Raw genomic sequence first — 12,290 nt, 5'->3', positions numbered from 1 at the left:
CTATATCGGGGACGGGAATGAAGGGAAAGCCGCTTTGGGCGCTGGGTTGCATGTCGGGTACGTCACTGGACGGGGTGGATGCCGCTCTGATCCGCACGGATGGGATCCGGGTGCTGGAGCAGGGGCCGTCTACTTATCGCCCCTATACGGAGGCTGAGCGCGATGCCCTGCGCGCGGTGCTCGGGCACTGGCCCGGGCCGGGACTGGAGGCGGCGGCGGAGGTCGTGGCCCGTGCCCATGCTGAAGTGATCGCCCGGTTCGACCGGCCGGATGTGGTGGGCTTTCATGGCCAGACGCTCGCCCATGCGCCGCGCGCCGAAGGGACCCATCAGCTGGGCGATGGGGCCGCGCTGGCCAAGGCTGTGGGCTGTCCGGTGGTCTGGGATTTCCGCTCGGTCGATGTGTCCCTGGGCGGGGAGGGGGCGCCGCTCGCGCCGATCTATCACTGGGCCGTGGCGCAGAGCGCGGGGCTAACGCGGCCCGTCTGTTTTCTCAATCTCGGGGGGGTCGGCAATGTGACCTTCGTGGATCCGAGCACTGGGCCCGAGGCGCTGGTGGCGTTCGACACGGGGCCCGCGAATGCGCCGATTGACGATCTGGTGCGCACCCGCACCGGGGCGCGGTTCGACGAGGGGGGCGCCTTGGCGCAGGCCGGGCAGATCTCCCAGCCGGTGATCGACCGCTTGCTGGCGGATCCTTACTTCCTGCGCCCGCCGCCAAAATCTCTGGATCGGGATGCGTTCGATTGGTTGCCGGAGGCGGTCGCAGGGTTGGAGACTGCGGATGCAGTGGCGACCCTGACGGCGGCTTCGGCGGCCTCCGTGGCGGCGGGGATCGCGCTTCTACCGGACGCGGTGGATCAGGTCATCCTCTGTGGTGGCGGGCGCAAGAATACCGCTTTGAAACAGTTTATTGCGCGATTTTCTTCATGTAACGTCTTGCCGGTGGAAGAGCTCGGGTTCGATGGCGACATGATCGAGGCGCAGGCCTTCGGCTATATGGCCGTGCGGGTCCTGAACGGGATGCCGACCTCCTTTCCGGGCACGACCGGGGTCTCGACCCCGGTCGGCGGTGGGGTGACCAGCACGCCGGGCGCCTAAGCGCGGGGGATGTCGAACCCCTTGGGCGCAAGCTCAAACCCCTCAAAGCGGAAGGCGGGGGAGACGGTGCAGCCCACAAGCGTCCAGTCACCGGTGCTTTCGGCGGCTTGCCAGTGGCCTTCCGGAACGATCACCTGCGGGGCGGCGCGGCTCAGATCCGGCCCGAGCGGATGGCGCGTGGCAGGTCCGGCCTCGGTCGCAGCCAGCCACAGGTCAAGTGGCGCGCCGCCATACCAGTGCCAGATCTCCGCTGCGTCGACCCGGTGCCAATGGCTGCGCTCACCGGCCTTCAGCAGGAAGTAGATCGCAGTTCCTGCCGGACGGGCATCGCCCTCTGCCTCGGCGATCCAGGTCTGGCGGTACCAGCCGCCTTCGGGATGGGGGGCAAGCTCGAGGCGGGCGATGATGTCATCTGCGTCCATGGGGTCCTGTCTGTGGCGTTTGCGGGAGGAACTGTTGCGCGCGAGGATACAATTGCGCGGGGCTGAGGTCACGCCCCCGTGACGTCCCGACCGGGGGCCAACCCCTCCGAATTCACCTTGCTCACGGGATCTCACGGGCCTGTCCCAAGAACGTGATATACAGGATTTCAAGGACTTACATGTCGCTCGCGCGGAGGTGAGCGGCCGTGTGCTTGTGTGGTTTACCAATCTGTTTCTCCGTGGGCGCGGCACCGATTGGGTGGTGCCAGACTTTCAGGAGACTAGTATTATGAAGACAATGATCAGAGCAGCGTTGCTGGCCAGCGCATGCAGTCTGACAGCAGGGATGGTGCATGCGACGTCGCTGCAGGTGACCATTGAGAACCTCAGCGACACGGACGGGCTGTATCTGACACCGTTCCTCAATGTGTTCCACGATGGCACCTATGCGGGCTTCCAGGAGGGCTCTGCCGCCTCCTCGCAGCTTGAGGCCATCGCCGAGGAAGGCATGGTCGGGGCCGAGATCGAGCGGATCAACAGTCTCGGGATCAACGCTCAAACCGCCGTCGCCACCGGCCCCCAGGGCTTCGGGTCGCAGCCGGGCCAGCCGCCGGTGCTCGATGCCGGTGAGGTGACGACCTTCGTGATCGATCTCGATCCGAGCGACAATCGCTACTACTCGTTCCTGTCCATGGTGATCCCGTCCAACGACACGTTTGTGGGCAACGGCAATCCGCTGGCCTATGAGCTGTTCGACGATCAAGGCAATTTCACGAACATCTCCGAGATCCTCGTGGATGCCAATGACATCTGGGATGGCGGCACCGAGGAAAATGACGGCCTCGGCGCAGCCTTCTCCGCCGCCGGTGGCACCGCCACCGAAACTGTCGGCGGTGTTGTGGAGCTGAGCGGGATCGATTTCCTCTTCGGTCAGCCGACCGTCGCGGGCTTCACCGTGGATGGCAATGCAGTGGGCGCGGCCTTGGCCTCGATCAGCTTTGAGGAAGTGGCCCCTGTGCCGCTGCCGGCGGCGCTGCCGCTGCTGCTGGCCGGTCTCGGCGCCATGGGCCTGACCTCGCGTCGTCGGTCCCAGCGCGCCAAGGCCTGAGCCAGCGCGTCCGCGCGGCGTGCCTTGGCAGGCCGCGCCATGCCTATTCAGACGTCTCGCGGGGCAAACCCTCGCTCCGCGGGACCACGGCGGGAGCATGTCAGAGCGGTGGCGGCACCGGGGTCGGCGTCTGCGCCGCGCGACGCTCCCGCCAGATCACGTAGAGACCGGTTGCCACGGTCACGGTGATCCCGAGCACGGCGATCCCATTGGGCAGATCGCGGAACATCAGCCAGCCAAGCAGCGTGGCTATGGGGATCTCGAGATATTGCATCGGCGCCAGGGTTGCCGAGGGCGCCAGCTTCAAGGCCCAGGTCATGGCCAGATGAGCCAGCGTCCCGATCACACCCAGCACCGCCATCAGCAGCAGCGTTTGCGGATCCGGCCAGAAGGTGCGCAGCCCGAAACTGTCCCCCCAGAAGAGCAGCAATCCCAGCAGCACCACGCTCGCCATCACGCCCGAAAGCGCCTGCAGCCGGAGGGGAGAGATCTCTTGCGCCATCTGCCGCGTCACCAGCATGAAGAGGGCAAAGCTCATCGCCACCCCCACGGGCAACAGGGCGGGCCACCCCACTTCGGCAAAGCTCGGCTGCATCACCAGCAAAGTGCCCAGAAACCCGAAGACACAGGCCACCATGCGATGGGGCCCCACCGCCTCGCCCAAGACGAAACGCCCCAACAGCAGCATGATGAAAGGCATCACGAAGGCAATCGCCACCGCGTCCGCCAGGGGCAGGAAACGCAGCGCCGTGAACATCAGCCCAAGGCCCAGCATATGCAACCCGGTGCGCAGGGCGATCAATCGCCATTGCCGCGGGCTCAACCGCGGGGCAGGGCGGAGCAGGACAGGGCTCAACAGCACGGCCTGCGACCCGAACCGCACCAGCAGCAGGATCACCAGCGGCACAACCCCGCCGAGCAGCTTGGCCAGCCCATCCCCGAGCGGCGCCAGTGCGCAAAAGACCAGCATCATTCCCATGCCCGCGAGCGGGCGGTCCGAGTTTGGTGGTGCGTGGCTCATGGGACCAATCTACGAATTGCCCCGCGACAGGTCCATCGCGGGCCGTTTCAAATGCGATGCAGCTCCACGCGGCCCGCGGGGCTGCAAATCAAAAAGGCCGCCGCGGATCCCCGCAGCGGCCTGTCACATCAGGTGCCGGGATCCGCTCAGCGCAGGATCGACTTGCCCGCGTAGATCGCGGTCTCGCCGAGCTCATCCTCGATCCGGATCAGCTGGTTGTACTTGGCGAGCCGGTCCGAGCGCGCCAGCGAGCCTGTCTTGATCTGCCCGCAATTGGTGGCCACTGCGAGATCCGCGATGGTCGCGTCCTCAGTCTCGCCGGAGCGGTGGGACATCACGCAGGCCATCCGGTTGCGATGGGCCAGATCCACGGCGGCCAGCGTCTCGGTCAGGGTGCCGATCTGGTTCACCTTCACCAGAAGCGCGTTGCCGCAGCCTTTCTGGATGCCTTCGGCCAGACGCTCGGGGTTGGTGACGAAGAGGTCATCGCCCACCAGCTGCACCCGGTCGCCGAGCCGCTCGGTCAGAAGCGCCCAACCCTCCCAGTCATCCTCGGAGCAGCCATCCTCGATGGAGAGGATCGGATAGTCATTCACCAGCGCCTCGAGGTAGTCGACATTGGCTTCCGGGGTCAGGGTCTTGCCTTCGCCCTTCATCTCGTAGCGGCCATTCTCGAAATACTCGGTCGCCGCGCAATCGAGCGCGAGGTAGATGTCCTCGCCCGGCACGTAGCCCGCTTTTTCGACCGCCTTCAGCACGAAGTCGAGCGCATCGCGGGTGGAGCTGAGGTTCGGCGCAAAGCCGCCCTCATCGCCGATCCCGGTGGAGAGGCCCGCCGCAGAGAGCTCTTTCTTGAGAGTGTGGAACACCTCCGCGCCCATGCGCACCGCTTCGGCAATGCTGTCGGCGGAGACGGGCATGATCATGAATTCCTGAATGTCGATCGGATTGTCCGCATGCTCGCCGCCATTGATGATGTTCATCATCGGTACCGGCAGAACGCGCGCGGAGGTGCCGCCGACATAGCGATAGAGCGGCTGACCCGTGGCCTCGGCCGCCGCCTTGGAGACCGCGAGGGACACGCCAAGGATCGCATTCGCGCCGAGACGGCCTTTGTTGGGTGTGCCATCAAGCTCGATCATCGCGGCGTCGATGCCGACCTGATCCGTGGCATCCGTGCCGACCAGCGCTTCGGCGATCTCGCCATTCACAAAGGCCACTGCGTTGCGCACGCCCTTGCCGAAATAGCGCGCCGTATCCTTGTCGCGCAGCTCCACCGCCTCATAGGCCCCGGTCGAGGCGCCGGAGGGCACAGCGGCACGGCCCAGCGTTCCGTCATCAAGGGTGACATCAACCTCCACCGTCGGGTTGCCCCGGCTGTCGAGAATTTCGCGGGCATAGACATCAACGATCATGGACATGGGGTCGTTTCCTTTGGTGCGTCGGACTTGGCCCGTTCCTTAGCAGGGGGCAGGCGGGGTTTGAACTGCTGAAATACCTTGTGAGCCGGGCCGAGAGGCGCATTTTCTGTCGCAGTGGCTCTTTCGAAAGGGTCCCGGGCAGCGATAGACAGGCGTGAGTGTATCACAGGAAGGATCGGAGGCGGGCCATGGTGCTCTATGCAGGAAGCTTTGCGGCAGAGAAGGTGCTCTGCGATCTGCGCTCCGATACGGTGACGCAGCCCTGCGCCGAGATGCGCGCTGCCATGGCCGCGGCCGAGGTCGGCGATGACTGCTACGGCGACGATCCGACCGTTACCCGGCTCGAGCAGCATCTGGCCGAGCGCATGGGCAAAGAGGCCGGGCTCTTCTTTCCCACGGGCTGCATGAGCAATCTGGCCTGCCTTCTGGCGCAATGCGGGCGTGGCGATGAGGTGATCACCGGGCGGGAGTATCACATCTATGCGGATGAGGCGGGTTCGGCGAGCGTTCTGGGCGGCCTCGCCCTCGACCCTTTGCCCGTGGCAGAGGATGGCGCGCTGGAGCCTGCAGATATCCGCGCCGCCCTGAAGCCCGATGATCCGCACTATGCGGCCTCGCGCCTGCTCAGCCTCGAGAACACCGTGGGCGGGCGAGCGATCCCGCTTTCGCGCATGGAAGCCGCAGCAGAGGCGGGGCGCGCCGCCGGGCTCGCCATCCATCTTGACGGCGCGCGCTTTTTCAACGCGGTCACGGCCCTGGGCTGTGCCGAGCAGGATCTGGCCCGGATCGGCGATACGGTCTCGCTGTGTCTGTCCAAGGGGATCGGTGCTCCGGCGGGCACTGTGCTCGTCGGTCCCGCCGATGTTCTGGCCCGGGCCCGGCGCGCCCGCAAGCTGCTCGGTGGCGGCATGCGTCAGATCGGCGTGCTTGCGGCGGCGGCGCTCTGGGCGCTGGACCATGTGGTGCCGCGGCTGGCCGAGGATCACGCCCGCGCCGCGCAACTGGCCGAGGCACTGCGCCCCCTGGGGCAGGTGCGGCTGGCCACGAATATGGTCTTCTTCACCCCCGCGCCTGAGCTCGCGCCAGAGATCGGCCCGCGTCTTGCAGCCAAGGGGGTTCGGATCAGCGCGGGGAGCCCGGAGATCCGCCTCGTGCTCCACCGCGACGTGGATGATGCCGCCCTTGGCGTCGCCATCACAGCTTTCCAATCCTTGCGCTAGCCGCAGCCGTCCAGACTGCCTTCGGCGAGGATATTTGGAGACTTAAGGGACCCGCAGCGCGCACAGACGGGACCGCTGGGCGTGTCCTGACGGGATCTTAAGTCCGGAAATATCCCCGCCGGAGGCACATAACCTTTTTGGTGCGGCGGCTGGACTAGACCACCGGTTTGATAAAGGTCCCGTTGTTAAGATCCTGCATCGCCTGTTGCAACTCGGCACGGGTGTTCATCACGATTGGGCCGTGCCAGGCCACAGGCTCCTGGATCGGACGGCCTGAGACCAGCAGAAACCGCGCGCCCTCAGGGCCCGAGGTCACAGAGATCTCATCGCCCGTATCAAACCGCACCAGCGTCCGATTGCCGGACATGTCGCGGATATTCAGCTCCTCGCCCGCGAGCTCCTTTTCCACCCGCACGCCAATCGGCGCCGAGGCGTCGTGGAACCTGGCGGATCCGGCAAAGACATAGGCGAAGGTGTTGGCATAGGTGTCCACGGGCAGGCTGCGCCGGGTGTTGGGCGGCATGGAGATGTCGAGATATTGCGGCTCCGCCGCGATCCCGTCGACCGGTCCCTTGGCGCCCCAGAAGGAGCCCGTGATCACCCGCGCCTTGGTGCCATCATCCTCGATCACCTCGGGAATATCGCTGCCGGCGATGTCCTGATAGCGCGGCGCGGTCATCTTTTGTGCGGCAGGCAGGTTCGCCCAGAGCTGGAACCCGTGCATCTGCCCGGCAGCATTGCCGCGCGGCATCTCCTGATGCAGGATCCCCGATCCGGCGGTCATCCATTGTACCGATCCCGCCCCCAAAGTGCCGTGATTGCCGAGGCTGTCGCCGTGATCCACCTCGCCCTCGAGCACATAGGTGATCGTCTCGATCCCGCGATGGGGATGCCAGGGAAAGCCCTTTTCATAGGCGCGCGGATCATCATTGCGAAAATCATCCAGCAGGAGGAACGGATCGCTCTCGCCTGGATCGCCAAAGCCGAAGACACGGTGCAGATGCACACCTGCGCCCTCCATCGTGGGTTGGGCCATATGGGTGGATGTCACGGGACGGAAAGTCATCTCGGCGCTCCTCTGATCTGCACCCGAGAATGCCGTCAGAGCGGCGCCGTCACAACGCCCGGACCCGCACAGGATCTGTGCAGGGTTCAGCCCTTCTTGATCGGCACGCCGTAGAGTTCGAGCTTGTGACCCTTGAGCCGGTAGCCGAGTTTTTCGGCGATCTTTTCCTGCAGGGCCTCGATTTCGGGGGAGACGAACTCGATCACATGCCCGGAGTTCAGGTCGATCAGATGGTCGTGATGGTCACGCTCCGCATCTTCATAGCGCGCGCGGCCATCGCCAAAATCCACCTTCTCGAGAATCCCGGCCTCCTCAAAGAGTTTCACGGTCCGGTACACGGTCGCCAGAGAGATGCTCGGATCTACCGCCGTCGCCCTGGCATAGAGCTCTTCCACATCCGGGTGATCCTTGGACGAGTCGAGAACGGTTGCGATCACCCGGCGCGGACCGGTGATACGCAGGCCTTTGGCCTCGCAGCGGCTCAGGATCGTGTCGGGCATGGTCCCCCCAGAAGTCGTGTTCCGACTGATACGCAATCGGGACCGACAGTTCCAGAGCCAAGCGGGGCCGGATCCGGGTGGGGAATGCCGCAGGGGCTAGAAGAGGAAGGCGTCGCTGGCCGTGTCCGGGGCGGTCTCGCTGATCGTCGCTTCGGTGAGCGTGACCGTATAGTAGTGCTCTTCTTTGCCTGCTGAGTCCGCGCCACTGCCCCCGGTGGAATAGGACGTGACCATGACGGATTTCAGGTCGATCTCCAGGGCTTGGGGATCGTCGTCCTCGGGCTCGGTCTTGCGAAACTCGAAGCTGTCCGTCTTGGAGGGCGTTTGGTAGGCGCCAAAAAGCTCTTCTGTCGGCATGATCTCAGCTCCGATAAGGGGGCGCGGGTCAGGTCTCGCGCTTTACGCAAGGGAAGTGTGCGCGACCCGCGCCGCCGGGTCTGTGAACTGGATCACATGGATGTCAGGAATGAGACGTCCGACATGGACCCTCAGGAATAGAGCGTTGGCGCGCCCATCTGCCGGTGCAGATCATCGATCCGGGACGGGGCGAGCCCCAGGGCCCGGCCCAGCTCGGCCAGGAACTGCGCCTCGGCCTCGTTGTCGAGCTTGATGGTCATCAAAGCCGTGGAATAGACCTGCTCGGTGAGGGCCGGGGGCGTATCCGACGCAAGGCCCTCGGGATCCAGCGGCGCCTGCATCTCGGCGGTGACAAAACTGATCTCGCCCGGGCTCGCATCGCCCACCATGTCGAGGATGCGCTGCTTCTCCTGCATGTCGATCCCACCATCGGATTTCGCCGCCTGGATCATGGTGCGCAGCAGGAGCTTGGCCTTCTCCTCATCCTCGGCACTGTCCGCGCCGTCATTGATATTGCCCGACAGGATATCGCCCAGGCTCGTGGTGGCCGCCGCGGCCCCGCCCGCAAGCCCCAGCGCGCCCGCGATCCCGGCAAGGCCCAGCATGCCGCCATCGCCATCTCCGCCGGCCCCCTCGCTCAGATTGCCGAGCAGCCCGCCCAGGCCTCCCTCGGCATCCCCGCCGAGATTGCCCAGAAGGCCCTCGAGCCCGCCGCCCTCGCCAGTGCCCAGATCTCCGAGCATGGATTGCAGCCCTTCGCCCTCGGTGCCCCCCAGAAGTCCGGCCAGTCCTTCGCCGCCCGAGAGCTTGTCGACGCCCCGCGCCGCCGCATATCCGATCGCCACCTTGGCGAGCGTTCCCATGAAACTCATCTTGTCCTCCCAAATCATACGCGCGGAATGCTGCCACAGGGGCGCTTGCGGGTCATCCCCAGCGAGCCGCGGAACGCGATTTTGCGCTCAGAGCCGCGCAAGCCAACGGGTGAGCGGCGGGGCCAGCGCGCCGGACATCAGCAAAAGCCGCAGGATCCCGGGATAGATCGCCTCATAGCGTGGCTGCCGGGCGAGCTGCACCAGTTTCGCCGCGCAGGCCTCGGGCGTCAGGGTGGGGATGATCTTCGTCAGGCGCGGCATCTGGTCTTCGACCCCGGGATTGTGGTCGAAATACTCCGAACTGATCTTGCCGAAAATCACATGACAGCTGCGCAGGCTCGTCCCGTGCAGGTCCTGCGCCAGAGCCGCGTGGAACCCGCGCAGGGCCGCCCGTGCTCCGGCATAGCCGACGCTCGAAGGCCAGGGCGCGATGCAGGCGGGCGAGTTCACATGGAGGATCGTGCCGCGATCCTTCTCGAGCATCTGGGGCAGAAAGGCCTTGGTCGTGTGCAGGGCCGCGAAGTAGGGCGCGCCCATCATCTCGGCGGCCTCGGCAGCGGAGGTTTCGGGCAGGGTCTTCCACTGACCCGCGCCCGCGCAATTGATGATCACATCCGGCGTGCCGTAATTGTCGAAGACATCGCCCGCCATGCGGTCCACGGCCTGCCAGTCGCTGGCATCGCAGGGCTCGACCACGGCGCCTTTGCCGATCTGCCCGGCGATCCGGCGCAAGGCCTCTGCGTTGCGCGCCACGAGCACCACTTGCGCGCCGGTTTCGGCCACGGCCCGGGCGGTGGCTGCGCCAACCCCGCTGGAAGCCCCTGTTACGACGACAAGATCCATGATCCCCCGCTGGTTTTCAGCGAGGGTCGCGTCTTGCCCTGCATTCTGTCAAGGCTCGGGCTCAGTCTGCGGTCGGGCGCGCCTCGGCATCCGTGTCCACCGGCGCCTTGCGCGCGGCCTCCGGCGTGCCATGGGACCGGGTCAGCAACCGGGCCAGCGGCGCCACGGTCAGGCCCTGCACAATGATCGAGAAGACCACGACCACATAGGTCGCCGTGAGCAACAGCGTGGACCAATCGCTTTCGGGCAGGGACAGCACGAGCGCCACCGAGATCCCGCCCTTCAATCCGCCCCAGGTCATGATCGGGATCGCCTCGGGGGTGATGGGTTCCGTCTTGCGCATCATGTAGCTCGGCAGGATCACCGCTGCGAGCCGCGCCACCAGCGACAGCCCCACGGCGATGATCGCGATCTCGATCGAGGCCTGGGTGAAGGTCACGGCAAAGATTTCGAACCCGATCATCAGGAAGAGGATCGCGTTCAGCACCTGATCGATGATGTGCCAGAACGTGTCCACATGGCCGCGGGTCTCTTCGGACATCACGTGTTCTGTCATCGCCTCACCGATCATCAGCCCGGCCACCACCGCCATGATCGGCGCCGACACGCCGAGGGTTTCGGCCAGGGAGTAGCCCCCCAGCGCCAGCGCCAGCGTCAGCAGCACAGCGACCGAGGTGTCATCGACCCGCGCCATCAGCTTGAAGACGAGCCAGCCCAGCACGCCCCCGATCAGCGCGCCGCCCCCCGCCTCGCGCACAAAGAGGAGGATCGCATGGATCAGACCGCTCTCGCCCCCATGGGCCTCGGACGGGAAGGCGAGCCCCACGAGCAGCAGGAACACCACATAGCCCACGCCATCGTTGAAGAGGCTCTCGCCCGCGATCTTGGTCTCCAGACTGCGCGGCAGGTTCGTGCTGTGCAGGATGCCGAGCACGGCCACCGGATCCGTGGGCGAGATCAGCGCGCCAAACACGAGTGCGATCAGGATCGGTGCGCCTGCCAGCCACCACAGGCCCAGCCCGGCCACGAGGGTCGAGATCAGCACGCCCAGGGTCGCCATCAGGAGCACGATCCGCCCCTCGACCCGCAGATCCGAGATTTTCACATGGAGCGCCCCGGCAAAGAGCAAAAGCCCCAGCATCCCGTCGAGCAAGGCGTCCGAGAAGTTGAACGCGGTGACCGCGCCGCGCATGGTCTCGGCCATCTCGCTTTGCGGAAAGAGAGCGTCGATCCCCAGAACCGCCATGGAGGCCAGCAGCGCCACGACCAGCACGCCGATCGCCGGGGGCAAGCGCAGGAACATGTAGTTCAACGTGCTGAACAGGGCTGCCAAGACGATCAACAATGAGGTGATCTGTACAAAATCCATCGGGTTTCTCGTGGTTTGGTCCGGGTTGCGCAGAGCCTAACATGGGGGTACCGAGGGCGATAGTAACCCGGAGAGCCTCATGCCCAGCCGCGACAGTGTAGACGCCTTCGGCGCGGTGGCCCTGATCGGCTTCGCGCTCCTGATGGGCATCAATCAGGTGGCGATCAAGGTGGTCGGCGAGGGGTTGCAACCGGTCTTTGCCGCCGGGCTGCGCTCGCTCGGGGCGGTGGTCTGCATCCTGATCTGGATGCGGTTTCGCGGGATCAAGGTCGAGATTGCACCGGGCACGGCGATGGCCGGTCTCGGGATCGGGGCGATCTTTGCGCTGGAGTTCGTGTTTCTCTTCAACGCGCTGGATCTCGGGAATGTCACCCGGGTCAGTGTGATCTTCTATTCCATGCCGGTCTGGCTCGCGCTGATCGGCCATTGGGTGCTGCCGGGCGAGAAGATGACACCGGTCAAGATCCTCGGTCTCGCGCTGGCCTTTGGCGGGGTGGCCGTAGCCTTTGCCGGGCGCGGGGAGGGGATCGGGGCCGGCACCCTGCTGAGCGATCTCTTGTCCCTCGGGGCGGCGATCTGCTGGGCGGGGATCGGGCTGGTGGCCAAGGCCTCGCCCCTGCGGCAGGTGCGGCCGGAGATCCAGCTTCTCTGGCAGGTGAGCGTGTCGGCCGTGGTGCTTCTGGCGATCGCGCCGCTTTTCGGGCCGTTGGTGCGGGATCTGGCGCCGATCCATCTCTGGAGCCTCGGGTTCCAGATCGTGGTGATCGTGACCACGGGCTACATCTTTTGGTTGTGGCTCTTGTCGATCTACCCGGCCAATGGGGTGGCGAGCTTCGGGTTCCTGATGCCGCTGAGCGGGTTCGGATTTGGTTGGCTCCTTCTGGACGAGCCCCTGAGCGGGAGCCTGTGGCTCTCCTTCGCGATGCTGCTCGTCGGGCTGGTGCTGATCAACCGTCCGGGCAAGGTCTGAGGCTAGGGGCGCGGTTCGCAT

At 65.6% G+C, this 12,290-nt stretch carries 13 protein-coding genes; 4 read left to right on the top strand and 9 right to left on the bottom strand.

From position 1 onward, the window contains the following. The first annotated feature begins 17 nt into the window (after positions 1 to 17). Entirely contained in the window at positions 18 to 1,100 is a 1,083-nt protein-coding gene (locus tag ACP153_RS00065; protein WP_424968924.1) for an anhydro-N-acetylmuramic acid kinase, read from the top strand. On the opposite strand, the gene ACP153_RS00060 is transcribed toward ACP153_RS00065, so the two are convergent. Further along, entirely contained in the window at positions 1,097 to 1,522 is a 426-nt protein-coding gene (locus ACP153_RS00060) for a cupin domain-containing protein (protein ID WP_424968923.1), read from the bottom strand. The two genes, ACP153_RS00065 and ACP153_RS00060, sit on opposite strands and share 4 nt — an antisense overlap. A 289-nt stretch (positions 1,523 to 1,811) precedes the next feature. On the opposite strand from ACP153_RS00060, the gene ACP153_RS00055 reads away from it, so the two are divergent. Next, positions 1,812 to 2,630 (top strand): spondin domain-containing protein, encoded by an 819-nt coding sequence (locus ACP153_RS00055; protein ID WP_424968922.1) that lies wholly within the window; start codon positions 1,812 to 1,814, stop codon positions 2,628 to 2,630. A 100-nt stretch (positions 2,631 to 2,730) separates the two neighbouring features. Here ACP153_RS00055 and ACP153_RS00050 read toward each other — a convergent pair whose 3' ends face one another. After that, positions 2,731 to 3,651, bottom strand: a complete 921-nt coding sequence (locus ACP153_RS00050) for a DMT family transporter (RefSeq protein WP_424968921.1) — start codon at positions 3,649 to 3,651, stop codon at positions 2,731 to 2,733. 146 nt (positions 3,652 to 3,797) lie between these two features. After that, on the bottom strand, positions 3,798 to 5,072 hold the full coding sequence (gene eno / locus ACP153_RS00045; RefSeq protein WP_424966909.1) for a phosphopyruvate hydratase: 1,275 nt from the start codon (positions 5,070 to 5,072) through the stop codon (positions 3,798 to 3,800). 188 nt (positions 5,073 to 5,260) lie between these two features. Between eno and ltaE the strand changes: the two genes are divergently transcribed. Next, positions 5,261 to 6,292: a low-specificity L-threonine aldolase gene (gene ltaE, locus ACP153_RS00040; RefSeq protein WP_424968920.1), complete on the top strand. Its 1,032-nt coding sequence runs from the start codon at positions 5,261 to 5,263 to the stop codon at positions 6,290 to 6,292. A 154-nt stretch (positions 6,293 to 6,446) separates the two neighbouring features. Here the strand turns inward: ltaE and ACP153_RS00035 are convergent, their stop codons facing one another. From ACP153_RS00035 to ACP153_RS00010, 6 genes are all read right to left on the bottom strand, one after another. Further along, positions 6,447 to 7,358, bottom strand: coding sequence for a pirin family protein (locus ACP153_RS00035; RefSeq protein ID WP_424968919.1), 912 nt, complete (start codon positions 7,356 to 7,358; stop codon positions 6,447 to 6,449). A gap of 86 nt (positions 7,359 to 7,444) precedes the next feature. Then, positions 7,445 to 7,858 (bottom strand): Fur family transcriptional regulator, encoded by a 414-nt coding sequence (locus ACP153_RS00030; RefSeq protein WP_424966906.1) that lies wholly within the window; start codon positions 7,856 to 7,858, stop codon positions 7,445 to 7,447. 96 nt (positions 7,859 to 7,954) lie between these two features. Continuing rightward, positions 7,955 to 8,215: a hypothetical protein gene (locus ACP153_RS00025; RefSeq protein WP_424968918.1), complete on the bottom strand. Its 261-nt coding sequence runs from the start codon at positions 8,213 to 8,215 to the stop codon at positions 7,955 to 7,957. Positions 8,216 to 8,346: 131 nt separating this feature from the next. Further along, on the bottom strand, positions 8,347 to 9,087 hold the full coding sequence (locus ACP153_RS00020; RefSeq protein WP_424968917.1) for a DUF533 domain-containing protein: 741 nt from the start codon (positions 9,085 to 9,087) through the stop codon (positions 8,347 to 8,349). Between the two features lie 87 nt (positions 9,088 to 9,174). After that, positions 9,175 to 9,930, bottom strand: coding sequence for an SDR family NAD(P)-dependent oxidoreductase (locus ACP153_RS00015; protein ID WP_424968916.1), 756 nt, complete (start codon positions 9,928 to 9,930; stop codon positions 9,175 to 9,177). 61 nt (positions 9,931 to 9,991) lie between these two features. Next, positions 9,992 to 11,299 carry a cation:proton antiporter gene (locus ACP153_RS00010; protein ID WP_424968915.1) on the bottom strand — a complete coding sequence of 436 codons (1,308 nt, stop codon included), beginning with the start codon at positions 11,297 to 11,299 and terminating at the stop codon, positions 9,992 to 9,994. Between the two features lie 79 nt (positions 11,300 to 11,378). Here ACP153_RS00010 and ACP153_RS00005 point away from each other — a divergent pair, with 79 nt between their 5' ends. Further along, complete coding sequence (locus ACP153_RS00005; protein ID WP_424968914.1) at positions 11,379 to 12,269, top strand: DMT family transporter; 891 nt, start codon at positions 11,379 to 11,381, stop codon at positions 12,267 to 12,269. Positions 12,270 to 12,290: the final 21 nt, after the last annotated feature.

The organism is Dinoroseobacter sp. S76 (genome assembly GCF_049801095.1).
Lineage (GTDB): Bacteria > Pseudomonadota > Alphaproteobacteria > Rhodobacterales > Rhodobacteraceae > Dinoroseobacter.
The sequence above is the reverse complement of the archived record's forward strand: the minus strand, read 5'-3'. Positions and strand labels throughout refer to the sequence as shown.

What these genes read in the sequence shown, in the direction of transcription:
- ACP153_RS00055 (WP_424968922.1), top strand. Translation starts at nt 1,812, where the DNA reads ATGAAGACAATGATCAGAGCAGCGTTGCTGGCCAGCGCATGCAGTCTG.
- ltaE (WP_424968920.1), top strand. Translation starts at nt 5,261, where the DNA reads ATGGTGCTCTATGCAGGAAGCTTTGCGGCAGAGAAGGTGCTCTGCGAT.
- ACP153_RS00020 (WP_424968917.1), bottom strand. Translation starts at nt 9,087, where the DNA reads ATGAGTTTCATGGGAACGCTCGCCAAGGTGGCGATCGGATATGCGGCG.
- ACP153_RS00060 (WP_424968923.1), bottom strand. Translation starts at nt 1,522, where the DNA reads ATGGACGCAGATGACATCATCGCCCGCCTCGAGCTTGCCCCCCATCCC.
- ACP153_RS00035 (WP_424968919.1), bottom strand. Translation starts at nt 7,358, where the DNA reads ATGACTTTCCGTCCCGTGACATCCACCCATATGGCCCAACCCACGATG.
- ACP153_RS00050 (WP_424968921.1), bottom strand. Translation starts at nt 3,651, where the DNA reads ATGAGCCACGCACCACCAAACTCGGACCGCCCGCTCGCGGGCATGGGA.
- ACP153_RS00010 (WP_424968915.1), bottom strand. Translation starts at nt 11,299, where the DNA reads ATGGATTTTGTACAGATCACCTCATTGTTGATCGTCTTGGCAGCCCTG.
- ACP153_RS00015 (WP_424968916.1), bottom strand. Translation starts at nt 9,930, where the DNA reads ATGGATCTTGTCGTCGTAACAGGGGCTTCCAGCGGGGTTGGCGCAGCC.
- ACP153_RS00025 (WP_424968918.1), bottom strand. Translation starts at nt 8,215, where the DNA reads ATGCCGACAGAAGAGCTTTTTGGCGCCTACCAAACGCCCTCCAAGACG.
- ACP153_RS00030 (WP_424966906.1), bottom strand. Translation starts at nt 7,858, where the DNA reads ATGCCCGACACGATCCTGAGCCGCTGCGAGGCCAAAGGCCTGCGTATC.
- ACP153_RS00005 (WP_424968914.1), top strand. Translation starts at nt 11,379, where the DNA reads ATGCCCAGCCGCGACAGTGTAGACGCCTTCGGCGCGGTGGCCCTGATC.
- ACP153_RS00065 (WP_424968924.1), top strand. Translation starts at nt 18, where the DNA reads ATGAAGGGAAAGCCGCTTTGGGCGCTGGGTTGCATGTCGGGTACGTCA.
- eno (WP_424966909.1), bottom strand. Translation starts at nt 5,072, where the DNA reads ATGTCCATGATCGTTGATGTCTATGCCCGCGAAATTCTCGACAGCCGG.